Genomic DNA, 25,775 nt, shown 5'->3' with positions numbered 1-25,775 from the left:
CCATTTCTTCGTTTTGTTTAGTCTTTCATGAAATTTTATGAACACAAAAGGTATTTCAACTTTTATAACGGTAGTTTGTCGATAAGATTGTAGTAAAAAACACTATAAGTCCTTATTTAACGAATTAGGCTAAAATGGCCTTTTTCTTCCAGTTCTAAATCAATAATAGCATGAAACCAATAATCGTCTTCAGGAAGTGGTTTGCCATTAAAAGTACCATCCCACTCCTCTTCTTTATTTAGGATAGCTATTAAATTCCCATACCTATCAAAAATGGAGACTTCTACCTCCTTATCCCCAATTCCAACAGGCTTCCAGGTATCATTAGCCCCGTCGTTGTTTGGTGTAAAATAATTAGGGAATCCAATCAGATGAATTTGTTCGCTGATATAAGAACATCCATTGACTTCTGTGATATCAATTTTATGAGTCCCTGGTGCTACGCGATAAAAATTTCCTGTAGTATTGTTAATATGATTATCCAATGTAAATATGTAATCTGATTCATATTCAGTTTCAATATTAATGTCGTAAGAGCCATTATTATTAGCCTTCTTAGCTAATTGATAATTTACAGCTTCATTCCTGGTCAAAAGTGTAATCTCAATGGCGGCCGATAGCACTTCACAATTAGCATTTGAAACATTGTATATATATTTTCCCGGCTTATTTAATTGAGGATCGAACTTACCACCTGGTAAAGCAGGTTCCCAATAGCCATTTGAATCTGGGGTTCCTCCTAAATAATCAATTAAATCAAATGGTTTCTCATATTTACATACAGCAATACTTGAGCCTAATCCAGGGTCAGGCTGGTCTGTAAAAGTTACTTCAATTATAGCAGTTTTTGATACACAATAATTATTCACTGTATAACTATAAAGTCCTTCGGGATCTAAAGAAGGATCAAAAATCGAAGAATTAGAACTTAATTTGGGACTCCAGATCCCGCCTGCCTGAGCATTGGCACCCAAATAAGTAAATAGATCTACTATGCTTCCATTTTGGCATAGATGAAGACTTGCATCATCCCCAGGATGAAGTAAAAATGCTTCCTGAAAATCAGCAATACCATTATTATCTGCATCTAACGGTTCTTCATACCCTGATGACTCGTTAATAATTAACCCGTTTTCATCTACGGTATCCGGTAAACTCCCTAAGGTTCCATTATGATCTGGATCGTTAAATCCCGCTTCAATAACATCAAAACAACCATCATTGTCACTATCTAAATCTCTTTTATCCGGATAACCATCATGATCTGTATCCCGACCTGGAATACCTTTATCTTCAATGATATCTGGAATTCCGTCGTTATCATCATCCAAATCAATATCGTCGGGAATTCCATCATTATCAAAATCTGGCAGACATTGTTCCTCTATTTCCTGCCTGCTACTGCATTTAGAAGGATTGTTTACAATTCTTACCTCGTCGTAAACTCCGCCATTAGCTAAAAGATTACAAATTGCGGAGCAGTCGATTAAACTTTCATTGTTGGAAACAGTAAGACCGATAACCCCTAAATTACCACTAACTGAAGTTAGCCTTTCCAGTCCCGTTAAGGCTGGTAACGCGTTATTATTCTGAATACTTAAGGTTTTGTCAATTTTGTGAAGGTTGCGAAATCCGCTAATGCTTGGTAATTCAGGGTTATCTTTTATAATCATATGACCATAGACTCTTTCTAAATTATTAAATCCTGTAAATACTGTTAGTTCCATGGATTCACTAATTTCAAAATTTCCCCCTCCCAAGCTACCTATGGATTCTAGCTTATTAAATCCTTCTATTTCATTGATACCCGTTCTTCTAATGTACAAGTTATTTCCAACATATTTTAGTTCAGAAAATAATCCTACCCCATGTGCATAATCTTCCATTATAAGAGAACCCTTAATATATACTACTTTATTAAAGGCAGGAAATATACTTAAGACCAAACCTGCCTTATCCATTTGTAGATTCTTTTCGATAAATTTTAGGTTTTGAAATGCATCCAGCGACATTCCAAGCCTTTTCAGGTCTATAGTATTTACCTTCTCTAATTTATCAAAGCCCTTTAAATACCCTTTTATATCTTCTATATAAATATCATTTACCTCTACTAGTTCGTTGAAGGAATTAAGGTCTTTTAGACTGCTATTTTCCAGTATACGAAGATTACCATCAATTTTTGAAATCGCAAGATTTATGGTAAAATCAACAATATTGGTATTTCTAATCGTCAAATTCCCTTTAATTTCTTCTATATTTTGAAGAGGTGCCAAACTGGTCACAGTTCCGGTAATTGTAAAATTTCCGTCTATAGTTTTACAGTTTGAATAATTTCTGGCAAATTTATCAAATTCCGCTTGAGAACTGATAGTAATATTTCCTGATGGACACTGGGCATAAATGGATATACTGAGAAAAAAAATAAGAAGTAATGTATATAATTTCAAAACGGTTAACCTTGTTAATTGATCGGCAATAATAAGCTATTGTATACAAATTTATGTTTTTATTAACTTTTTAATTTTAAAATTAATCTTACTATCTCCTTAGATTCATTACAATTTACTAATCTTCAATACTTTATAATTATTTAGTGAAGTGTTATAAAAAAAACCGGACTGCGAAAACAGTCCGGTTTTTTTAAAAGCTCGTATGTATTAATACCGTTCTACTATATTTTAGCGGCGGCTTCTTTATCCACATACCACATAAGTTCTCCCGCAGGTGCGATGATCTGAGAAGGATATTTCTCTATGTTCTTCTCTCCTTTAATCACCTCGTAAAGTGCATTTGCTTTCTTTGCACCAAAGGCAATAAATGCTACACTTTTAGCCGAATTGATTAATGGTGCGGTTAATGTAATTCTGTACATATCCTGAGGTTCCAGAAAATAAGCCGCGACTTTCTTTTCTTTTTCGTGAATTACTTTTTCTCCCGGGAATAAGGAAGCGGTATGCCCATCGTCTCCCATGCCCAAAAAGATGAGATCGAAGGTTTTACCATCTTCTAATACCTGATCCAAAATCGCCGAATACTCTTTTGCATACTCTTCGGCCGAAATTCCGTCCTTATACATCGGGAAGATTTGTTCTTTTGGAATACTCACCTTATCAAGAAAATCCTTAAAAGCATTTCCCGCATTACTACGCTCGTCTTCTAAAGGAACCCATCGTTCGTCTCCCCAAAAAACAAAAATTTTACCCCAGTCTACCTGATCTATAAATTCTCTAGTTAGCAAATCGTACATGCCTCCGGGTGAAGATCCACCGGTTAAGGCAACAGTAAACTTGCCATGTTTTTCTATGGCAAGACCTGCACATTCTACAAAATGACGGGCAGCAGCACGACTGGCTTCTTCTTTAGTTTGATATATGTTTAGCATTCTTCTTGTTTCTTTTCTTTTTTTCCGGGTACGTTAATCGACCATACATGTCCCTGTTGCGCAATAAGGGCTTCTGCGTTTTCTGGTCCGTAACTTCCTGCCTGATAATTAGGAAAATTAATCGACTCCCTGCTATCCCAGGCTTCCTGAACGGTTTTTATCACGTCCCAGGCTTCTTCTACCTGATCTGATCGCATAAATAAGGTGGTATCACCCAACATCGCATCCAGCAATAAGGTTTCGTAAGCTTCTGGTGTATGAGTAGAACAGCTATCATAATCAAAAACCATCTCAGAAGGATTAAGGTTCATTTCCAAACCGGGCTTTTTGGTCATAAAACGTAACCTGATATCCATTTGCGGTTGTAAGTTAATCGTTAGCTTATTGGGCATAATGTTATTGGACTGCTCACCGGGAAAGGCCGCGTGCGGTACGGGTCTAAACTGAATAGTAATCGAAGAACTTTTCTCCTGCATACGTTTACCGGTCCTTAAATAAAAAGGTACGTTTTGCCAACGCCAGTTATCGATAAAGAATTTAATTGCCGCATAAGTTTCGGTATTCGAAGTTTCGCTTACGCCCTCTTCTTCGCGGTAACCTGGTACTTTTTCTCCTTCTACCCAACCTGCGCTGTACTGGCCACGAACGGCATTTTTGCTTACCTCGTCGGGTTTTATTCTGCGAATGGCACGTAAAACTTCTACCTTACGATTCCGAATCTCTTCAGCATCGGCAGAAATCGGTGCTTCCATCGCTACCATACAAAGAATCTGTAACAGGTGATTCTGGATCATATCACGAAGCGCTCCCGAACCTTCATAATAACCACCACGTGACCCCACACCTACCTTCTCTGCAACGGTAATTTGTACATAGTCGATATAGTTTCGGTTCCAAAGCGGCTCGAATAAAGCATTCCCAAAACGGAATGCCAAAATATTCTGTACCGTTTCTTTACCCAGATAATGATCAATTCTAAAAATTTGCTTTTCGTCAAAAGTCCGACGAAGCAATTGATTTAGTTCTATAGAAGACTCCAGATCATAACCAAATGGCTTTTCGATCACCAAACGGTCTTTTTCCAGCTCTTCTACCAGTTTCTGGTTTTTAAGGTTTGCGGTAATATCATCGATAAATTTGGGAGATACCGATAGGTAAAATAATCTATTGGCTCGTTCTCCCCATTCTTTATCAAGATTATCTAATTTGGAATGTAAATCCTGATAGGATTTTTCGTTGGTGATATCTGATTTAAAATAATAAATCGACTCTTCGAACTTCTTCCAGATTTTTGAATCGGGATCGCGACGAGAAAATTCTTTTAATTTTTTATAAAGATCTTTTCGGTACGAGGTATCATCAAAATCTGATCTTCCCAATCCAAAAATGGCAAAATTATCTGCCATTCGATCATCGAGATAAAGATTATAAAATGCAGGGATTAATTTGCGACTGGCAAGATCTCCTGTTCCTCCAAATATAACAATGATCGTTGGGGCCGCTTTCTTTTCTGTCTTCATTTTAGTTTTAAATTAATTGAGGCTTAATTCCACTCAGTATGAAAAATACCCTCCTGGTCATTACGCTCATACTTGTGCGCACCAAAGAAATCCCGCTGTGCCTGGATAAGGTTGGTGGGTAAAATTTCACTTCTGTACGAGTCAAAATAAGACACGGTAGAACTAAATACCGATGAGGGAATTCCTTTGTCGATAAAAGCCTTTACCACATTACGTGCTGCAGCTTGTTTTTCTACTAAAGTCTTTCCTATAGTTTCATCTAACAAAAGATTAGGAAGCTCTGGGGATTTGCTGTAGGCCTGTCTAAAATCTTCTAAACAGGCGGCTCTGATAATACATCCGCCCCTCCAGATCTTAGCCACTTCTTCCAGATTTAGACCATAATCATACTCCTTAGAAGCAATGGTTAACTGGGCTAATCCCTGGGCATAAATAGTAATCATCCCAAAGTAGAACGCATCGGTTAATGCCGCAAAAATTTCTTCTTCTGAAGTTTCTGAAACATCATCCCATTTTAATTGCTTTGAAGCTTCTACACGTTCTTCTTTATACTTAGAAATATCACGCATCTCTACCGCCGCATTAATAGAAGGGATAGGCGCCTGGATATCCATCGCGTTTTGCGAGGTCCATTTACCGGTTCCTTTGGCTTTTGCAGCATCAGAGATATAATTCAGTAAAATTCCTTTTCCGGTAACCTCGTCTTCTTTTTTAAGAATCCCGGCGGTAATTTCTACCAGAAAAGAAGCTAATTCTGAATTATTCCATTTCTCGAATAATTGCTGAATTTTAGCATCTTCTACTCCGTATCCTCTTTTCAAAAGATCATACACCTCTGCAATAAGTTGCATAATTGCATATTCAATCCCATTATGAACCATTTTTACATAGTTTCCAGCAGATCCTTTTCCAAGATAAGTAACACAGGGCTCCCCGTTTACTTTGGCTGCTACGGCTTCAAAAATAGGGCGAAGTCTTTCGTAAGCTTCGGCATTCCCTCCTGGCATCATACTTGGGCCAAAACGGGCTCCTTTTTCGCCACCAGAAATTCCCATGCCAAAGAAGTGAATTCCTTTTGCAGCAAGCTCATCCACCCGGCGGTTGGTATCGGGAAAATAAGAATTTCCTCCATCTACCAAAACATCACCTTCTTCTAAGTAAGGTAATAACGAAGCAATCGCAGCATCTACAGGTTTTCCCGCAGGAACCAGAAGCATGATCGCTCTGGGCTTACGAATTAACCCGCAAAACTCTTCTGGCGAGGTGGTTCCTTTTATCGTGTGCTTTTCTGAAGCTTCTTTTTCCAGCGACGCCGCTTTTTCCGGATCCAGGTCCAGCCCGGCTACAGAAAATTTATGGTCGGCCATATTCAGTAAAAGGTTTCTACCCATTACTCCAAGACCAACAATTCCAAAATCGAATTCTTTCATGATTCAGTTTTAGGTTCTTAACTATTCTATTTATTTAAAATTCTTTTTTTCTATATCCAAGACTTTATCCAGACGTCTCACAAAACGCTCTTTGTGCTGAAATTCAGCTTTTAAAAAAGCCAGAATGAGCTCCAGAATAAGTGAAGTGCCCAGCACTCTTCCGCCCACACAAATCATATTCATATCATCATGTTCCACTCCCTGGTGTGCAGAATAAGTTTCTGAAATTAATGCTGCCCGAACACCCGGAAACTTGTTTGCCGCGATAGACACGCCTACCCCACTGCCACAAACAGCGATAGCCCGATCTATTTTATGATCGCTTAAAGCCTTTGCTAAAGGAGCAACCACATCTGGATAGTCGTCGTCACTTTCATATTCGAATGCACCAAAATCCTCTATATCGAAATTTTTCTCTTTTAAAAGTTCCAGTAACTTTCCTTTTTGTTCTAAGCCGGCATGATCTGCAGCAATTCCGATTTTCATGAAGTGAATCTTTTGGTTTTAATCATTTCGAATGCTAAAATTAACTAATTAAATCTGTTTCACGGTAAGACTAAACCTTATAAAAATACTAAAACCTTTGAAATGGTGAAGTTATACCAGTATTTTAGAAAAATGTCCTACTCAATAAACCAGGTTTTGATGATTTTGGCTTCAATTTATTAATTGCAACACTCCGATTAAAGAAACAATACTGATAAAAATCCATATAAAAATGGCTAAAATCACCGGTTTAATTCCCACCTTCATAAAGCTTTTATAGTTTAACGTACTCCCAATTAAAAATAATACGAGTGTTAGGCCCATTTTGGAAATCCAAACAATGTTTGGAGCTACAACTTCTATATTAGGAATATAGGTATTGGCCAGGACTGCCAAAATAAAAAGACCGATAAAGTAAGGAACTTTAATCTTTTTAAGTTCGGTATGACTACTTAAGGCAAATAGTACAGACACCGGCAGAATCCATAACGCCCGGGCTAATTTAACCGTGGTAGCAATCTCTAAAGCTTCGTTGCCATACACCTGCGCTGCACCTACAACAGAGCTGGTATCATGGATGGCAATAGCACTCCAGATCCCAAATTGATGTTGACTCATATTAAAATAGTGGCCTAAAACCGGGAATAAGAATAAAGCAATACTATTTAATAGAAAAACACTGCCAATAGCAATAGAGATTTGCTTAGCATCTGCTTTTATAATGGGAGAAATCGCAGCAATGGCACTACCCCCACAAATTGCGGTACCCGAACTTATTAATTTGGCAATTTTTTGATCGATCTTAAAAAGCTTACCTATTGCAATCCCCAATCCAATGGTTAAAGTAATTGATAGCAGCGTAAAAACAAATCCGTCTTTTCCGGCGGCTAGCGCTTTATCGATATTCATACCGAAGCCCAGGCCAATCACCGAAATTTTCAATAACCAGTTAATACCTAACTGTGTTTTCTGCTGAAAGGGATGCTGAAAAAATTGTGCAAATACAATCCCGGCAGCTAATGCGATAGGCGGATTTACCACCGGAAGCATACAAGCCAGGCAAAGTATAACGAATAAAGCGGAAGTAGCTATAGATTTCATAAACCGAATATATACTCCAAAAGTACCCCCTGTTTTGCCTGAAATCAAATGATAAATAGTTATACTATATAACTAAAAGTTATAATGATGTTGTAGGAATTTTAAAAATACCGAATTTAATTTGGAGTGATGTCCCTGTTGCTGGATAAAAAAGAAATCACGCTTAATTTGTAAATTTTCGATATCAAGAATATAAAAATCACCATATTTTAATTCTTTTAGCACAGTATTAATACTTAAAAAGCTGGCAATATGCCCATTAGATAGATATGACTTTATACTTTCTGAACTTCCCAGCTCTAATTCAATATTTAGTGCTTCTGCTTTTACATTTAGATGCTCAAAAGCTTTTAGGATCACTTCACGGGTTCCCGATCCCTTTTCTCTTAAAACAAGCGGGATATCCTTTAATGCCGACACCGAAATCTGGTTGCTCTTGGCCAGTGGATGTAATTTGTCGACCACCAGTACAATTTCGTCTTCTAAAAAAGCTTCGTAGGCAAGCTCCCGATTTTTTGACTGCCCTTCTATAAAGCCTAATTCTACCGAATTATTCATCACTGATTTTTCTACTTCCTCGGTATTCATATTCAGTAAATGGATCTTAATTTTCGGGAATTTCTGGTGAAACTTTGCCAGTACTTCAGGTAAAATATACTGGGCGATAGTGGTACTGGCGGCAATTCTAAGGCTTCCTTCGCTTTTATCGATCAGCGAATTCATGTCGAACGCTGCTTTCTCATATTGCTGAAAAATAAGTTTACTATGCGAAAGCAATAATTTACCGGCTTCGGTAAGTGCGATGCTGTTTCCCTTTCGCTTAAAAAGCTTTTGATTGAAATGGGCTTCAATTTGCCTGATATGCCGGGTCACCGCTGGCTGTGTAATATGAAGGTCTTCAGCTGCTTTAGAAAAACTAAGCCTGGATGCCACACTTTGAAAAACCTGTAATTTAAAATCGAACATTATAATCAAAAGTAATAAAGATGTATGTTACGTACAACTTATTCGCAATTGAAATACAAGTTATCATCTTAAAAATTATTGATCATTTGCTTCATGTGCATCTATATCTTTTTGTAAATCTAATCTTCTGAAGGTAGGTGATATAAAGCCGGTAACCAAAACGGTAAGTACAGTCATACTTCCGCCAAAGACAACCGCTGTTACTGTCCCCATAATTTTAGCCGTTAAACCGCTTTCAAAAGCACCAAGCTCATTAGAAGAACTAATAAACATCGAGTTTACAGAAGATACACGACCACGCATATGATCTGGTGTTTTAAGTTGTAAGATGGTTTGTCTTATAATCATGGAAACCCCATCTGTCATACCGCTTAAAAAAAGAGCAAAAACCGATACCAAAAAATAGGTAGAAAGGCCAAAAATGATGATGGAAAGCCCAAAACCAAAAATGGCAGCCAATAATTTAATACCAGCTTTTTTATTTAAAGGAAAATAGGCCGATGTGAACATGATAAGGACTGAGCCTATGGCAGGTGCTGCTCTTAATACGCCAAAACCTTCAGGCCCCACTTTTAAAATATCCTGGGCAAAAACAGGTAAAAGTGCCACCGCTCCACCAAATAAAACAGCGATCATATCTAAACTTATCACCCCAAGAATAATTTTTGTATTGATCACAAATTTTACACCTTCTTTTAAACTTTTTAAAACAGGCTCACCCAGTTTGGGATTTAAAATTGGTTTTTTAGGAATACGTGTTAATGCGATGACAGCAATTAACGAGAACCCAAAAATCAATAACATCGACCAGTGCACCCCGATCCAATGGATACTAAAACCAGCCAGCGCCGGTCCTAAAACGGCAGCCAGCTGATATATCGAACTGTTCCAGGTGGCGGCGTTTGGATATATTTTTTTAGGAACAATAAGGGAAAACATAGAAAATAAAGAAGGGCCTAAAAACGCACGGACAATCCCTCCGAAAAATACTAAGGAATAAATTCCGTATAAAATCCATTGTTGCGGAAGATCACTAACAAATTTTGGCCAGGTAAGTAAAAATAACCCCGCACTTATAAAAGAGAAACCCAGTATACATTTCATTAAAAGGCTTTTCTTCTCTTTTTGATCGACCACATGCCCGGCATACAGGGATAGCGTAACGGCAGGAATCACTTCCATTAAGCCGATTACTCCTAATGAAAGCGGATCTTTAGTAAGCTTATATACTTCCCATTCAATAACAATAAATTGCATGGTTCTGGCAAAAACAAATGCAAAACGCATACATAAAAAGATATTAAATTCCTTGTAACGCAACGCGGCGTATGGGTCTTTGCCAGATATTGATGCCATAACTTTTTATTAGCATTTAAAAAAAGCCCCTGCTCCCTAAGGGATCATGAGCTTTTTAATTTCTCTCCTCAACATGGTTTTATTCTTAGAGGTTCGAATTTTTTGGTGTAAACTATCTCAAGGCAACCCCATGAGGTAGTTATTAGATATTTTTATTTGCAGCCCTCCCTTCTTCATAATAGCTATCGAGTCGGGAGCATTCCATATCGATTATCCAGTGCTATTAAAGTTATTTAGACCAGGTATTATTCTCTGGTGTGGCATCCATCCAAATTCCGCCTTCAAGGCTAACCGATTTTAGTGCCTTTTCAGTTTCAACAGTTATAGAAACCTGATCTTTAGTTGTTTCCCAAATGCTAGATTTTTGATGAATATTTTTTGTAGTTCCATCAGTAAAAGTAAGTAGGACATCAAAAGGAGCCGGCATTCCTCCTATATTTTCTACCATGATTTCAGCCGAACTGTCCTCCTGTTTTACGCTTTCAATCTTAAAATCTATATAATTTGGTTGAAAATACCAGCGATCCCAAAACCAGTTCAGGTCTTTTCCGCTAATATCATTAATGCTGTAAAAGAAATCCCAGGGAATCGGATGTTTGCCGTGCCAACGCTCCATATAGCCTTGTAATGCTTTTTTAAAATCTTTATCACCTAGCATATCTTTTAGCGCCAAATATCCCAGAGCAGCTTTTCCGTAAGAGTTATTTCGATACACCGGGCCGCTTAAAATGTTGGACGGTGTGATAATGGGCACCTCCTGCTCCATATTATCATCGCGAATCCATCGTTCGACCCTAAAGTTTTTAAAATCTTCAACAGCCTTTTCTTTACCTAAATCTTCAATTCCTATTAAATGTTCCAGAGTGGTTGCCCAGCCCTCGTCCATAAAGCCAAATCGTGTCTCGTTGGTACCCATATAAAAAGGAAAATAGGTATGGGCAATTTCATGTTCTGCCACAAAACGCGCCAGATTAGGATCTTCATGTGAATTATCGTTTACCATCATTGGGTATTCCATATCACCATGGCCTCTTACCAGCGTAGATTTTGAGTATGGGTAAGGAATACCAGGGTAATGATTTGAAAACCAGTTTAAAGCATGATGGCCGTAATTCACCATTTCATGAAAATCTTTAGAAACATTGTCGTAAGCCGCCTGTACGCTCACACGACGATTGGCGGTAGAATCCACCACTACACTGGCGGCATCCCAGTTGTACTCGTTACTAACCGCAATAGCGACATCGGTAATATTGGACGCTTTCCATTTCCAGGTATTGATGCCCTCTTTGGTGATTTCTTTTTTCGCCAAATCATCGGGAGTAACAATACGAATTACTTCATCGCTTTGCATTGACTTCTCCAGCTTTTTCGCATATTTTTTCTGCAATACTTCCTCCGGATTGAGCAAATCTCCAGTCGACCATACCAAAAAATCTTCAGGAACACTTACGTTAATTTCATAATCATTAAAATCATTATAAAACTCCTGCATCCCGAAGAACGTCATGGTATCCCAACCCATATAATCGTCATAAACGGCTACGCGAGGGTAAAAATAAGCAAGGAAAAAGGTATTCTCTAAAATAGCACCTTCTCGCCCACTTTGTTTAGAAACCTCAAAATGCCAATTAATACTCAGGTTAATACTTTCACCGGGTTGAAGTGGTGTATCCAGGCTCATCATTTTATTGGTACCATCATTTTCTGAATTCCATTCCTTTTTAGTACCGTTTTGTGTATAGGAGTCTATTTGTATCCCGTTGGTCATATAATCTTCTGAAACCATTCCCAAACGTGCAGCACCAGGTTTGTGGTTATTCAGTATTAATTTGAAATTTAGGGAGTGTAAGGTCTCCGGACTGTTATTGGTATAGGTAATTTCTTCAGAACCGGTAACCTTACGATTGGGGGGATCCAGCTGAAGATTTATCTTATATTTCGCCGAATTTTGCCAGTAATTTTTACCCGGTTTTCCGGTTTTACTTCTAGTTTCGTTTTCGTAGGCCTTTTTTACATCCCTGGGCACATATAGCTCCTGGCCAAAAGAAAAACTTCCCATCCCAAGAGAAGCCAGGCATACTGCTATGATGGATTTTCTCATTAAATTAAATGTATTTTTTGCCTAAAATAAGTTATAGAAACTACATAGCCTTAAACTTTGCGTCCTTTTCAGTATTTCATGATTATTCTGCTGAATTATCGATTTAGCAACTTTATTTATGCAAATAATTCAAAATAAATATTATTTTTTACCACGGACTTACATGTGGGGCCTCATTGATCTCGTGTGAAAAATAGGCTGAATTCCTACCGTCTTCCGGTAAATCGATATGATCGTATAAAAACCTGGCAGAATCTTTTACGCTTAAGCCTCCCTGATGATCATTAAAATCTGTGGCAGTGTACCCGGGATCGATAACATTTACCTTAAAATTGTCATCTTTCAATTCGTACGCCAATACTACGCTATAGGCATTTAAAGCTGTTTTTGAAGGACCGTAAGCTCCGGTTTTAACATCGTAATGATCCCAATCTGGATTGGTGTGTAATGTAAGGGAGCCTAAACCAGAGGTAATATTATTAATTCTTGGACGCTCTGATTTTCTTAGCAAGTCTAAAAAAGCCTGAGTAACATTAATCACTCCAAAAAAGTTGGTATCAAAAACCTCACGAATAACCTGGGTTTTTACGCTTACTGCTTTTTGATCCCATCCTCCTAAAATTCCGGCATTGTTCACTAAAATGTCAAGTTTACCAAAGCGTTGCTTCACTGTGGCTACGGCGGCGTTAATAGAATCCTGATTGGTTACATCAAGTTGCACTAACTGTACCTGGTCTAAACCGCTTTCTTTTAATATGGCAACCGCATCTTCTCCTCTTTCTTTATTTCGGCTACCTAAAAAAACAAAGTAATCGTTTTGGAGCATCATTTTAGCGAGTTCGAAACCTATGCTTTTATTCGCTCCGGTAATTAAAACACTTCTCATCATTTCATTTTTTAAGTAATGTAAAACTAGCCTGAGATTTTAGGTATTCGATAGCAGACTTTCAGGAATTAATGGTACATTTTCCTGATATGAGTTTTATAAGCTAAAGGGGTAAAGCCCGTATGCCTTTTAAAAAAGCGATTGAAATAGGAAGCGTCTTCAAAACCAAGATTAAAGGCTATTTCCTTCATCGAGTTTTCTGAAAAATAAATAAGCCTTTTCGCTTCCAAAATAATCCGATCCTGTATGTGTTTGATCGCAGATTTACCACTTTGTTGTTTAATCATTTCTCCTAGATATCCAGCAGAAATATGGAGCAGATCAGCGTATTGCGAAACTTCGTGCTGGGTTTTATAATGCTTTTCTATCAGCTCCAGGAAGTTTTCCAGTATTAGGGATTCAGGTTGAGCGTCAATCGACTTAAATTGTTGGGTATATAGTCGGCTGCAATAAACCAGCAGGATATTTACATAAGATTGTAGCATACTGTGTTGCCAGTCTTTGGTTTGATGATATTCCTTAAAAATACTGGATAAAATATTTTCGATGAATTGAAAATCCTCTGCAGCTAAATGTAACTGATGCGCTTTATGTGCATTTTGAATAATAGGTAATTCCTTTGCTCCATTTTGTGGATCTAATGACAGAAACTCTTTAGAAACGGATAGCGCATAGGAGATGATAGCGCAGCTTTCCTCCTTTAATTGCACCTGTGAGGGATGCGTAAAATATAATGTTTTAGGAAGAATATCATAAGGTTTCATATCAATCCAGTGTCTTCCGCCCTCTTTGGCATCGATTACCAACGCAAAAAAGAAATAATCTTTACGATGGGGAATTAAAAATTCTGGCGGAATATCTGATTCCTTACGATCCACTTTTTTGATCTGAAATTGTGAATTTCCGGTGTGCGGATCTATATCCAAAGGATAGGTCACAATCTTATTTGCTAATTCAGATTCCATTAAAGATTTGGGTTTAAAAAATAAAAGTAACCAAAAATCACTAAACCACATTAGGGCATTTACATGAAGCATCTTTAAGGAGATTATTCTTTATTGAAAGCATTCCGATTATCTAGCACCATCGGATTTCAATGATTTTTCAAGCCACTGATTTGCATATTGGTCGTCGCATTTAGGAGAGACCCACCTAAAAAGAGGATTCTCTTTAAATTAAGTTAATAATTTTACTGCTCCTTCCCTATTCATTAAATTACCAAAAAGCCAGAAAAAGAAATGAAAAAAATTGCCATTATTGGTGGTGGGGCCTGTGGATCTGCTGCTTTAATTGAGCTCATTATTCAAAGTATTAGTGCCAGTTTACAAAATCAAATTTCGTTTGTACTTATCGAGCGTCAAAAAAAAGTGGGCTATGGATTAGCATTTGGATCCAAACAACCTTCGCATATTTTAAATACCCAGGCCGATATTATGGGTATTTATGCCAACGAACCGGATGATTTTGCCGAATGGCTAAAAGCGCATGGCGGAAAATACCGAAGTGATGTAAAAAGCGAAAGCGATGAGGAAAACGCCTATACCAGCAGGTTGCTCTACGGCCATTACGTGGCAGAGCAATTAGAGGAAAGCATCAAAAAGGCTAAAGCGAACCAAATTAATATCGAAGTTATTGAGGCGGAAGCTTATGATATAGATCGATTGGAAAATGAAAGACTGCTTATTTATTTAACCAATGATTCTACGACTGAAGTAGATGAAGTATTACTAGCGCCCGGTACCCCCAAACCTAATACCTTTAAGCATTTTAAAGATAATTTGAATTACATTGATTTTCCCTGGCCTACCAAAAACTTATTAGAACGAACCGGGAAAAAAGATCATGTAGGCATTTTAGGAACTAGTTTGAGTGCTATCGATACGGTCATGAGTTTAGTAGATAATGGCCATACCGGAAAAATCACCATGTTTTCACCAGACGGAATGTTACCCAGGGTGCAACCTGACGAAAACAAAGATTTTGAACGCAAATATCTCACGCTTTCTAATTTACATAAGCTAAAGCGTGAAAAAGGTCATCCTCCCAGGGCTAAAGAATTATTTCGATTATTTATAAAAGACGTAGAAGAAACGGAAGGAAAACCCCTTAACTGGAAGTCGTTTAACCGGGATTCTAAAGATCAGTTACCTTTATTGGAATACGACATTAAGGTAGCTGAAAAAGGCGGTGATTCGTTATTGAATATGGCCTATTCCATGCGTTATGATACCTCGAGGATATGGAGTTGGATGAGTTTGCATGAACAAATTATTTTCACAAAATGGTTAGGTAGGCATTGGACGATTACCAGGCATGCTATTCCGCTTCATAATGCGAAAAGACTGGCGAAATTAATAAAAGAGGGACAACTGGAAATCATACCGCAAAATAACGAGGTAAGTTTTATTCAGGAGAAAAATCATTTTAAAATTACTACCGGGAAAGATGGAATTTTTGAAGTAAAAAAACTCATTAATGCTACAGGAAGTGCTGCGAAATTAGAAGAGATGCAAAATATCCTGGTAGAAAACTTATTAAAAAAGGACTACCTAAAACCACATCCTATCGGGGGCACGGTGATAAATCCACATACCATGCAATGTATTTCAGAAAAAGGAGGCGAGCATATCTATGCGGTAGGACATTTAGTAAATGGCATGTTGATGGATGTTAATGCCGTTTGGTTTAATGTAAAAACAATCGCAAGACTAGCCTCTGAAATAATTTTTAAAACCACTGCTAATGGACACGTTTAAATCCCTTTATCTAAGTTTGCTTCCTTATTTATGCTGTATCCCCATTGGCTATTTAATTAGCAAAAGAGACTGGATCCCTAAATCGTGGATACATAAACCGCTTTTATTTGTATTGCTACCTATACTGGTGATTGATCATGTGTTAAATGCAGGATTTTCAAACCTGGTCATTTTAGCGGTCATTTCATTTTTGTTGGCATTTTTAATGATTTTCCCTGCGATACTTGTGAATAGATCTATCGACGATTCTGGTGATATCAATATTTTGAAAAGCGGTTTTTCCTATTTTAATGTCGCTTTTTTTGGTATACCAACGGTAAAATCTTTATTTGGAGAAGATGCGGTAACCACACTTATTTGTATTTATGTGGGAACCGCGCTCTATGGGAATATAATAGGTTATATTCAGGTGGCTAAATCTAAATACAGTACAAAAAAGGCAATCATCGAAGTCCTGAAAGTGCCTTTTATCTATATTATTATACTTGCCCTGATTTTAAAAGCTTTTAAAGTAGAAACTCCCGAGGCTGTAAAACCGATAGTAAGTGTGTTGGGAACTATAGTCTCTGTAATGGGGATGCTTATTATAGGTATGAATTTAACAAATATCCGGTTTAAATCCTTAAACTGGGGATATTATGGCAAAGTGCTGGGCGTACGGGCAATTTCAGCAGTTATAATTACTGCGGCCTTAATGGCCTTAGAATATTGGCTTATCGATGGTTTAGACAAAGAGCAACGGCAGGTTATGGCCTTAATTCCGCTTTTTCCTATCGCCGCAAACCTGGCCGTTTTTTCTTCTTTTTTAAAGTCTCAGGAAAAAGAGGCTGCTTTACTCATCGTGTTTTCTATGGTTCTTTCTTTGATTCTAGTACCACTGGGTGCTCTCATTTTTGCCTAAAATCTAAGAAGTAACTTATAGAGCACATAAGATTGTTATGCCGGGAAAATGCTTTATGAATTTAAATAAATGTCAAAGTTTTTGTCGAAGCAAATTCAAACATTAATTTCAACAAAAAATTAATTATGAAAGCTATAGGAATAACAAAGTCTCTACCGGTAGACGATAAAAATTGTTTTATCTCTTTTGAAACCGAAAAACCAATGCCAGAATCCAAAGACCTTCTGGTAAAAATCCATGCGGTTTCTGTAAATCCAGTAGATTATAAAGTCAGAAAAAATGCGGCAAAAGATAAAGAACTCGATGAACCAAAAATATTAGGTTGGGATGCCGCCGGCATTGTGGAAGCAGTAGGAAACGAAGTATCGAATTTTAAGGTAGGTGATGAAGTTTATTATTCCGGTGAATATGAAAGACCGGGATGTAATGCAGAATTTCAGTTAATAGACTCCAGAATAGCCGGGCACAAACCTTCTAATTTTTCTTTTGAAGAAGCTGCCGCTATGCCTTTAACCGCCATTACCGCCTGGGAAGCAATTTTTGATCGTTTGCGACTGCAAAAAAATGGTGAAAGTGATAGAAAGCTATTGATTATTGGTGGTGCTGGGGGTGTTGGTTCTATCGGGATCCAGTTGGCTAAAAAATTAACCAACATTCAGGTAATTGCTACGGCCTCTAGAGAAGAAACCAGTGAGTGGTGTAAAAAAATGGGAGCCGATATGATTGTGAATCATCATGATTTGGAAAAAGAGATGAAAAAGGCGAATATCGAAAATGTAGATTATATCCTTAACTTTTTTGATACCGATATGCATTGGCAAGCCATGGCAAACCTTATCAAACCACAGGGGCAGATTTGCTCGATTGTAGAAAATAAGAATCCATTAGACTTAAATAAATTAAAAAATAAAAGTGCAGCTTTTCATTGGGAATTCATGTTTACACGTTCTCTTTTTAAAACCAAAGACATGATCCAACAACACAAAATCCTGGAAGAATTGCGCTTACTTTTTGAAGAAGGCTCATTAACATCTACTTTAAACAATACCTTTGAAGGCTTAGATACTCAGGTATTTAGAGAAGTTCACGAATTACAGGAGAGCGGTAAATCTATTGGAAAAAACGTTATTAAATTTATAAGCTAAGCTTAATTAGTATATGGGATAAAAAAGGATTTCAAGACTGGAATCCTTTTTTTTATACATTTTAAGATTTGGGTTAAATATTCCTTAAACCCTGTTTTTTGCATGAAATTGGAAGCTTGAATATATATTTTCGTGACGAAAAATTGAGCTTAACAACAAACTAAAAAACCATTATAAAAAATAATTGCCATGACGCCCCAAACCTTAATTATTGCCACTTACATTCTAATCTTCCTATTCATCTCATTTTTAATATTTAATCACCTGGCTGATAAGCAAAAAACTATAAAATCCAATAAGAAAAGAACCATAGCAGAAGAGTTTAAAGGTCAGAAAGTCCTTATAGACGGTCATTTGAATAAGGATAATAAAACTGAAATAAAAGAACAATTAAAAGCCTGGAATGTAGAAGTCGAACCTAAAATGTCTACAGAAACGGGGATTTTAATCACAGGAAAAAATGCTGATGAACTGGTGATTGAAGAAGCTAAAGCTTTTGGTACTAAAATCTATTCTGAAGAATCCTTTCTGGCCTTAAATAAAGCGCCACATTATGTACTTCATAAAAATACCAGACCATTAAAGAAACGGGCCACAGTAAAAGTAAGAAATTAAAGTACGTTATACTTAACAAAAAAATCCCTGCAATTTATTTTTGCAGGGATTTTTTATTGAATAGTTATTATTTTTCTTAATCTCTTGCTTTCACCGGATAATCCAAATATCCTTTTTTACCGGGAACATAAAAAGTATCTTCATCCCAATCTGTAAGTGCGATATCTTTTTCAAATCGCTCTACAAGATCTGGATTAGAAATATAAAGTTTTCCGTAAGCAACTAAATCGGCATTACCTTCTTCAATCACTTTATTTCCTTTTTCCTGATCAAAGCCTGCGTTGATGATTAAAGTGCCTTTGTATAATGGGCGATAATGTTTTGCGATTTCAGCAACAGCAAATTTATTATCAGACACATCGGTAAAAGGCTCTGATAAATGAACATAAGCTAAATGGTACTCGTTTAATTTGTTTACGATGTAATCGAATGTTGGGATGGTTTCTTCATCCATGGTCATCCCAAATGGCCCATCTAAAGAAGGATTTAATCGTAGTCCTATTTTATGTTCTGGCATTACTTCCTTAATCGCATCAATCACTTCAAAAAGAATTTTAGCACGATTTTCTATACTCCCACCATATTCATCACTTCTGGTATTGGAAGTTGCGTTAAAAAACTGGTGTAACAAATACCCATTAGAAGAATGTATTTCTATACCATCAAAACCGGCTTCCATCGCATTTTTAGCACCATTTTTAAAATCTTCTATAGTCTTTTTAATGTCTTCAATAGTCATTTCTTGCGGAGTCACGGTATCTTTAAACCCCTCTGGAGTGTAAGATTGTGCGTTTGGATTTATTGCTGAAGGTGCCAACGGCTTTTCTCCGTTATGGAAATCGGGGTGGGACATCCGCCCTACATGCCAAAGCTGAATAAAAATTCGGCCATTCTCGTCATGCACCTTTTTAGTCACCTTCTTCCATCCTTCAACTTGCGCCTGCTTATAGATTCCGGGAACATTTACATAACCAATGGCATCATCACTAATAGGAGACCCCTCAGTAATGATTAATCCTGCTGAGGCTCTTAAGGCGTAATAGGCTGCTTCAAAATCCTCACGTGGGGCATTTTCAGGATTATCTGCACGGCTACGGGTCATTGGTGCCATCACTACACGATTAGGTAGTTTAAGACCATTTAAATTATACTCTGTTAATAGCGGTTGTTTAGTCATAGTCATTTACTTTTTTTAGGGTGAAGAGGCCTTAATAAAACGATGTTCAGTTTTATAAAGCCTCTCCAATTTTTATATAGCAATTTTTTTCCCTAGGAACAAAATTAATGTATAATACCGTAATAAAGCCTTGATGTATGTTAGCTTGCGCTGTTAAAAATTGTTAAGTTAGATGAGCTCTTTGCGTATTCTACTTAAACTCTCTGGCTTAATTCCTAAATAGTTTGCGATGTGATAATTGGCTATTCTATTTTCGAGTTCAGGAAAATGATCATAAAATTCAAGGTAACGCTCCTTACCACTTTTTTGCAAATTAGACATAATCCTGCTGCGCAATGCAATAAAAGAATTCATCACCTTAATTCTGAAAAAACGCTCAAACTTTGGAATTCTTCGGTATAATTCCTCCTGCGCATCACGATGAATGGCCAGGAGCTCACAATCTTCAAGACATTCTACATTCAACCGGGCTGGAATACCATCTTTTAAAGCTTCGTAATCACTAATCCACCAATCTTCCATAGCAAATTGTAAATTAGCTTCGTTTTCCTGATCATCACGATAAAAAGCACGTAAACAACCTTTTACCACAAAAAAATTATGATGCACAAACTCTCCACTTTTAATTAAATATTCTTTTTTAGATAATTTCAACGGACTCAAAATGCTTTGAAATTCAGCTTTTTCCGATTCGTTGAGATCGATGATATGAGAAACGTGGTCTAGAATTTTTTGATGCATGAAATACGGAAGTTTTAAAATGCAATAAATAGTCGTTTAAAAATTTTAAATCTTACGTTATAAATAATAAGCAGTTCGATTATTAATTTTGAATGTTGAATGTTGAATTTGGAATGACTTTTCACCGTACAACAACTTTTGAACCTTGAAGCATTTAGCGACGGCTGAGTGATTGCAACGAAGGAGCAATCGTATCGAAGCCATACTGTTAAACTGGAGAAACCCTTTATTTGATTGAGATTTCTCGGCTTCATTTCATTGCGCTCGAAATGACAGCGGAGTTATTTGTATTTAGAATATAGAAAAGAGAAGAGAATCAAGATCCAGGAAGCTGGACTATTAATTTTGACTTTTGAATGCTGAATTTTGAATGACTGTTCATGTACAACAGCTTTTGAACTTTCAAACTTTTTACTCAAAAACAGACTTCTCGATACTTCAATTTTTTCCATTGCTTTCCAAAATTTGATACTCGAAGTGACCATTATTGAACTTTTTTGAATTTTAAATGTTGAATTTGGAATGACTTTTCACCGTACAATAACTTTTGAACCTCGAAGTATTTAGCGGCGGCTGAGTGATTGCAACGAAGGAGCAATCGTATCGAAGCCATACTGGTAAACTGGATAATGAAAATGGACTTCTCTATAAAACAACTTTTAAACCTTCAACTTTCTAATTCTCTAACTTAAATTGTTGATTGAGATTTCTCGGCTTCATTTCATTGCGCTCGAAATGACAGCGGAGTTATTTGTGTTTAGAATATAGAAAAGAGAAGCAAGAGTCAGGAAGCAGGACTATTAATTCTGAATTTTGAATGTTGAATTTTGAATGAATGTTCATGTACAACAACTTTTGAACCTTGAACTTTTAAACTTTGAACGACTTTATACTTTATACTGTATACCGCCTATTTTCTAAAAATTAAAGTGGTTAAAGATAAGGCAGGAGCATTAATACCGGCTATAGAAAAATCTGAACTATCTAAGGCTTTACAATCTTCATTTTTACTGGTTCTAAACACTTCCGCTAAAGAATAGGTCCCTATATTGTCAAATTTAAGTTTAAAGTTTTTATTCTTAGAGGTCGTTGTATTTAACAGGATACTTACTACTTCATCCCCATTAGGGCTTATGGCAGCGAGCACATGATCATGATTAGTTTCAATAATCCGGTAACCCTGCTTTATAAACCTGGTAACCTGCATTCGTACATATAGATTTTTTACAATTTCAAATTCTTCAGTATCAAAATCGGCTTTCATCTGGCACCAGGTTGCATTATTTTCCTCCATAAGTTGCCAGTCGAGCCAGGCGTCCGGTTTCATTAGCTTAAGGTCGTAAAACATTTTCTGTACCAGATTAAGGTTATTTTCGAGCGCGCTTTTATAATTACCACCAGACGGTCCGGTTTCAGATTGCCAAAATGGCTTTTGTAAACTATCCATCCATTTCCTTACCGCTAAGCGTTGCTCATTATTTCCCGAATAGGTATGAGTGTTTATCTGGCCAATCCAGTCAAACACTTCTCCGTAATCTCTATAGGTATTTAAAACTTTTAAAGTGGCTTCCAAATTGGTTTCATCTGGCGCGGCAATTATTGTTTTAAGTCCGGTTTTACTTAATTTCGGATATAATATTTTTAGCAGTTCGATCTGACTCTCCGCATCAAAATGACATCCTTCCTGACTTCCCTTATAATACCAGTAAGACGAGGTAGATTCGTTAAAAGGTTCCAGCGTTTTAAAATCTACATCATATACAGACTTATAATGTTGCACAACTTCTAACAGATAATCTGTAAAAGCATCATATTGTGATGCCGCAAGGTTATCTTTATTTGCTTTAAAAAATCCTGCCGAACATTTACTTTTTGTCATCCAGTACGGTGGCGAATTGGAAAAAGCTTCAAATACCGCGTCTGGGCGGGATGCTTTTATTTTAAGCAGAATTTTACGCTGACCTTCATCGGCATCCCAATCATAGTCTTCATTGGGTCCTTTTTTATAACCTTCCATTTCTGCCCTCGTACCTTTTCCTTCGGCCATGTGCCCCCCTGCATGTGCAGGATCATCTCCCCCACCAATATTAAATCTGAAAATATTCATATTCAACATCTCTGGAGAAGTTATAATACTTACAATACTGTCTATCTTTTTTTCATTCCATGATCCTACTTCACTAGCCCACCAGCATAACGAACTCCCCCAGCCTTCTATAGTCTGATACTTGTTTTGGGTGTTAATATTGACTTCTATTGGAGTTTGTGCAAAAGTTACTGCACTAAAAGCGATTAATAAAAGACTAAAAATAGATTTATATGACATTTATTTCTATATGCTGGGATGAAAAGCTAAAAATAAAAATTAATTTATAAACGTAAATAATACAATTATAAATTTTTAAAATTATGCCATTTTTTAACAAATCTGTAATCATATTTAATTGAACATTTCCCAGATTTCTTTCCTAGTAGTTTAATCGGTAGAATTGCTAAAAACTCTTGAACTTATACAGATAGTCAGAAGTCGTAATTATACAGTAATTGGAGTTATCTTAAAAAAAGATTAAAAATTTAGAGAATTATAATTTCATCACCCTCATTTTTAATATTTTACGATTGCTTAATATTTTGTTAATCTTTATTTTTAAATCATAACGCAAACACCAAATATTATTATGAGTTTAAATAGAAGAGAGTGGCTAAAAAGGGGAGCCTTGGCGATGGGAGCTGTTGCGGTAGCCCCCTCAGATTTATGGGCAAAATCGGTTGCTGAAGCACAGTCAAAAAACAATAAGTTTTTATTTAATTACAGTAATTCATTTGATGAATATACTCCTCCTAAATTTCCTGATTTAAAAACAGTGAAGGCAAGATTGGTTTGGAATGAAAATCCTCATGGTCCTTCAAAAATGGCTGCAGAAGCTTTTCAAAAAGCGGTTATGGAGGGGAATCACTATTCCTGGGGTTCTCTGGGAGAATTAGTGAGTCGAATTTCGGAATACGAGGGCGTGGAACCTTATAATATTATGATGGGACCAGGATCCTCTGATTTACTCGAAAAAACGGCACTGGTAAAATTTCAGCATGGCGGAAATGTTATTAGCGGTGATCCAAGCTACATGTCTTTAGTAAGCGTGGCAAAAGCTGCCGGCGGAAATTGGAAAGCTGTAAAATTAACCGATGATTACCAGCATGATTTAAAAGCGATGGAAGAAGCCATAGACAAAGACACTAAGCTGGTTTACATTACCAACCCTAACAATCCTACGGCTACGATGACCGATACTGAGAATCTTCAAGATTTTTGTAAGCGTGTTTCTAAAAAAGTGCCTGTATTTATTGATGAAGCTTATATCGAACTTTCACCAGAAGGAATGAATGCCAGTATGGCTCCTCTTGTTGCTGAAGGTTATGATATTTACGTTGCCAGAACATTTTCTAAAATTCATGGAATGGCCGGTTTAAGAGTAGGATACATGTTAGGGAATAAAAAATCACTTGAAGAAATCAACGATATTACGCGTGGCGGAATGGGAATTACAGGACCTAGTATTGCAGCGGCTTCTGCAAGCATGAAAGATGAAGCTTATTTAAAAGATTGTAAAGCAAAGATTGAAGAAGCCAGAAACTATACCACCAGCTATCTTGAAAGCCGCGGAATGGATTTTATGCCCTCGAATACCAACTTTGTGATTTTTCCAATAGACATGGATGGAGATAAATTCCTGGAAAAAATATATGAAAAGAAAGTCGTAGTTCGCGCTTTTAAATTTTGGGATCAGGACTGGTGCCGTGTTAGTATGGGCACGATGAAAGAAATGAAGTATTTTACTGATGCAATTGACGAAATTCTGGTCTAATCTATGGATGTAAGCCTACAAAAAACGATAACTTTTATTCTTTTTATTGGGATAGGATTACTTTTAAAAATTAAGTTTAGTACTAAAGCTGAGGTTGTTGGGATTAAAAAAATAATCCTTAATCTCGCATTACCGGCAACTATTTTTATCGCATTATTAGGAATAAAAGTAGAGGCCGATTTGCTATTGCTGCCACTATTGGCTTTATTACTAAATGCACTATTATTCTTTGTGTTCCCTTTAGTATTGCCCATATTAGGAATAAAAAAAAACAGTTCTAATTACCGTACCGCTAAAATGCTTATCCCCTCTTTGGCACCCGGACTTTCCTGTTTTCCATTTGTGCTGGAATATCTGGGAGATTCATATTTAGCGAAAGCAGCAATGGCCGATCTTGGAAACAAAGTTTTTGTATTAATGATCCTGTATGTTATCGCTATGAACTGGCATTATAAGATACAGCAGAAAAAAGCCCAATCAGGCAAAGCAAAGCTTAAATCTTTAGGGATCGCAATGATTTCTGAACCGGTAAATGTTTTTATAGCTGCTGCTTTAATACTTGTTGGCTTCGGGATTAATATGGAATCACTTCCATTTTTCGCTAGTGAAACTTTAAGTAGATTAAGCTTATTAATGACGCCATTAGTACTTTTATATATAGGTTTAGCGGTAAATATTAAAAAAAATCAGTTAGTGCAGATCTTAGGGATATTAATGCTTAGAGCAGGCTTTGTTATTATAATCACTGGTTTACTATTATTGGTTACCGGGATTTCCCTGCAAAAAGACATTCTATTGATGTTGGCTTTTAGCTTAAGTGCCTGCAGTTTTTGGCCTTTCGCCCATATCTCGGCAGTAGATGCGGCCGAAGCTGATGAAACGAAAAAAACCTTTAATCCCAATTATGCTATAAGCATTTTGGCTTTGTCATTTCCATTATCCACTATACTAATTCTTGGGATTTTATCCAGTGGAAATATCTTTACTCAACCTACAAGCATTTTTATGTTAGGAGGAGTTTTAAGTATAGTCGGTTTCGGTTTACCATTCTTTTTTTACAAGAAATCGAAGACAGCAGAAAAAGAAGAAATTATCAATAAAAATATGGAGATTTCAACTGGGGAAACCTCGTAAAATTTAACCAACCAATCTATATGAAGAAAAAGACAGTCCTATTTTAGGCTGTCTTTTTTGATATTTCACTTTTCCAAGAAGGTTACTAAAGATTACTTTGGTTAGCTGAACTTATCAGTTGCCTTAAAAAATAAGCTTATACATACCTATCGGAATGGAATTCAATTTTTAGAAATAAGTATAAATACATCTCATTTCAGTAATCATTCGAA

Annotated in this window: 20 protein-coding genes; 6 read left to right on the top strand and 14 right to left on the bottom strand. The window is 36.7% G+C overall.

Going from position 1 to position 25,775, the window contains the following annotated elements; genetic code table 11:
• Positions 1–116: 116 nt before the first annotated feature.
• The 11 genes from ZPR_RS12550 to ZPR_RS12500 all read right to left on the bottom strand — a co-directional run bounded on the left by ZPR_RS12550 (position 117) and on the right by ZPR_RS12500 (position 14,196).
• A complete protein-coding gene (locus tag ZPR_RS12550) occupies positions 117–2,447 on the bottom strand; it encodes a T9SS type B sorting domain-containing protein (protein ID WP_013072064.1) in 2,331 nt (776 codons plus the stop codon).
• 224 nt (positions 2,448–2,671) lie between these two features.
• Entirely contained in the window at positions 2,672–3,382 is a 711-nt protein-coding gene (gene pgl / locus ZPR_RS12545; RefSeq protein ID WP_013072063.1) for a 6-phosphogluconolactonase, read from the bottom strand.
• Positions 3,376–4,902, bottom strand: coding sequence for a glucose-6-phosphate dehydrogenase (zwf, locus tag ZPR_RS12540; RefSeq protein ID WP_013072062.1), 1,527 nt, complete (start codon positions 4,900–4,902; stop codon positions 3,376–3,378). Before zwf ends, pgl begins: the two co-directional genes overlap by 7 nt.
• 23 nt (positions 4,903–4,925) lie before the next feature.
• Positions 4,926–6,332 (bottom strand): NADP-dependent phosphogluconate dehydrogenase, encoded by a 1,407-nt coding sequence (gene gndA, locus ZPR_RS12535; protein WP_013072061.1) that lies wholly within the window; start codon positions 6,330–6,332, stop codon positions 4,926–4,928.
• Positions 6,333–6,362: 30 nt separating this feature from the next.
• A complete protein-coding gene (locus ZPR_RS12530; protein WP_013072060.1) occupies positions 6,363–6,818 on the bottom strand; it encodes an RpiB/LacA/LacB family sugar-phosphate isomerase in 456 nt (151 codons plus the stop codon).
• 171 nt (positions 6,819–6,989) lie between these two features.
• The gene (locus ZPR_RS12525; protein ID WP_041579993.1) at positions 6,990–7,919 is read right to left on the bottom strand and encodes a YeiH family protein; all 930 of its coding nucleotides are present in this window, start codon (positions 7,917–7,919) and stop codon (positions 6,990–6,992) included.
• Between the two features lie 72 nt (positions 7,920–7,991).
• Complete coding sequence (locus ZPR_RS12520) at positions 7,992–8,885, bottom strand: LysR family transcriptional regulator (RefSeq protein ID WP_013072058.1); 894 nt, start codon at positions 8,883–8,885, stop codon at positions 7,992–7,994.
• 75 nt (positions 8,886–8,960) lie between these two features.
• Positions 8,961–10,241 carry an MFS transporter gene (locus tag ZPR_RS12515; RefSeq protein WP_041578899.1) on the bottom strand — a complete coding sequence of 427 codons (1,281 nt, stop codon included), beginning with the start codon at positions 10,239–10,241 and terminating at the stop codon, positions 8,961–8,963.
• 229 nt (positions 10,242–10,470) lie between these two features.
• Positions 10,471–12,345: a M1 family metallopeptidase gene (locus ZPR_RS12510; protein WP_013072056.1), complete on the bottom strand. Its 1,875-nt coding sequence runs from the start codon at positions 12,343–12,345 to the stop codon at positions 10,471–10,473.
• A 148-nt stretch (positions 12,346–12,493) separates the two neighbouring features.
• Entirely contained in the window at positions 12,494–13,234 is a 741-nt protein-coding gene (locus ZPR_RS12505; protein ID WP_013072055.1) for an SDR family oxidoreductase, read from the bottom strand.
• A 65-nt stretch (positions 13,235–13,299) separates the two neighbouring features.
• On the bottom strand, positions 13,300–14,196 hold the full coding sequence (locus ZPR_RS12500) for a helix-turn-helix domain-containing protein (protein ID WP_041579992.1): 897 nt from the start codon (positions 14,194–14,196) through the stop codon (positions 13,300–13,302).
• Positions 14,197–14,469: 273 nt separating this feature from the next.
• On the opposite strand from ZPR_RS12500, the gene ZPR_RS12495 reads away from it, so the two are divergent.
• The 4 genes from ZPR_RS12495 to ZPR_RS12480 all read left to right on the top strand — a co-directional run bounded on the left by ZPR_RS12495 (position 14,470) and on the right by ZPR_RS12480 (position 18,648).
• Positions 14,470–15,987 (top strand): FAD/NAD(P)-binding protein, encoded by a 1,518-nt coding sequence (locus tag ZPR_RS12495; protein ID WP_013072053.1) that lies wholly within the window; start codon positions 14,470–14,472, stop codon positions 15,985–15,987.
• Positions 15,974–16,888 (top strand): AEC family transporter, encoded by a 915-nt coding sequence (locus ZPR_RS12490; protein WP_013072052.1) that lies wholly within the window; start codon positions 15,974–15,976, stop codon positions 16,886–16,888. The genes ZPR_RS12495 and ZPR_RS12490 overlap by 14 nt, the downstream gene beginning before the upstream one ends.
• 125 nt (positions 16,889–17,013) lie before the next feature.
• Complete coding sequence (locus tag ZPR_RS12485; RefSeq protein ID WP_013072051.1) at positions 17,014–18,033, top strand: zinc-binding alcohol dehydrogenase family protein; 1,020 nt, start codon at positions 17,014–17,016, stop codon at positions 18,031–18,033.
• 189 nt (positions 18,034–18,222) lie between these two features.
• Positions 18,223–18,648 carry a BRCT domain-containing protein gene (locus ZPR_RS12480; RefSeq protein WP_013072050.1) on the top strand — a complete coding sequence of 142 codons (426 nt, stop codon included), beginning with the start codon at positions 18,223–18,225 and terminating at the stop codon, positions 18,646–18,648.
• 76 nt (positions 18,649–18,724) lie between these two features.
• Here ZPR_RS12480 and ZPR_RS12475 read toward each other — a convergent pair whose 3' ends face one another.
• From ZPR_RS12475 to ZPR_RS12460, 3 genes are all read right to left on the bottom strand, one after another.
• On the bottom strand, positions 18,725–19,825 hold the full coding sequence (locus ZPR_RS12475) for an alkene reductase (protein WP_013072049.1): 1,101 nt from the start codon (positions 19,823–19,825) through the stop codon (positions 18,725–18,727).
• Between the two features lie 168 nt (positions 19,826–19,993).
• The gene (locus ZPR_RS12470) at positions 19,994–20,566 is read right to left on the bottom strand and encodes a Crp/Fnr family transcriptional regulator (RefSeq protein WP_013072048.1); all 573 of its coding nucleotides are present in this window, start codon (positions 20,564–20,566) and stop codon (positions 19,994–19,996) included.
• 910 nt (positions 20,567–21,476) lie between these two features.
• Positions 21,477–22,892 carry a glycoside hydrolase family 30 protein gene (locus tag ZPR_RS12460; RefSeq protein WP_013072047.1) on the bottom strand — a complete coding sequence of 472 codons (1,416 nt, stop codon included), beginning with the start codon at positions 22,890–22,892 and terminating at the stop codon, positions 21,477–21,479.
• A 352-nt stretch (positions 22,893–23,244) separates the two neighbouring features.
• Here ZPR_RS12460 and ZPR_RS12455 point away from each other — a divergent pair, with 352 nt between their 5' ends.
• Together ZPR_RS12455 and ZPR_RS12450 are read left to right on the top strand one after the other, a co-directional pair.
• Positions 23,245–24,429, top strand: a complete 1,185-nt coding sequence (locus ZPR_RS12455; protein WP_013072046.1) for a pyridoxal phosphate-dependent aminotransferase — start codon at positions 23,245–23,247, stop codon at positions 24,427–24,429.
• Between the two features lie 3 nt (positions 24,430–24,432).
• Positions 24,433–25,563: an AEC family transporter gene (locus ZPR_RS12450; RefSeq protein WP_013072045.1), complete on the top strand. Its 1,131-nt coding sequence runs from the start codon at positions 24,433–24,435 to the stop codon at positions 25,561–25,563.
• The last annotated feature ends 212 nt before the right edge of the window (positions 25,564–25,775 follow it).

This window comes from Zunongwangia profunda SM-A87 (assembly GCF_000023465.1).
GTDB lineage: Bacteria > Bacteroidota > Bacteroidia > Flavobacteriales > Flavobacteriaceae > Zunongwangia > Zunongwangia profunda.
Note: the sequence above shows the minus strand (reverse complement) of the source record. Positions and strands in the feature narration are given on the sequence as shown.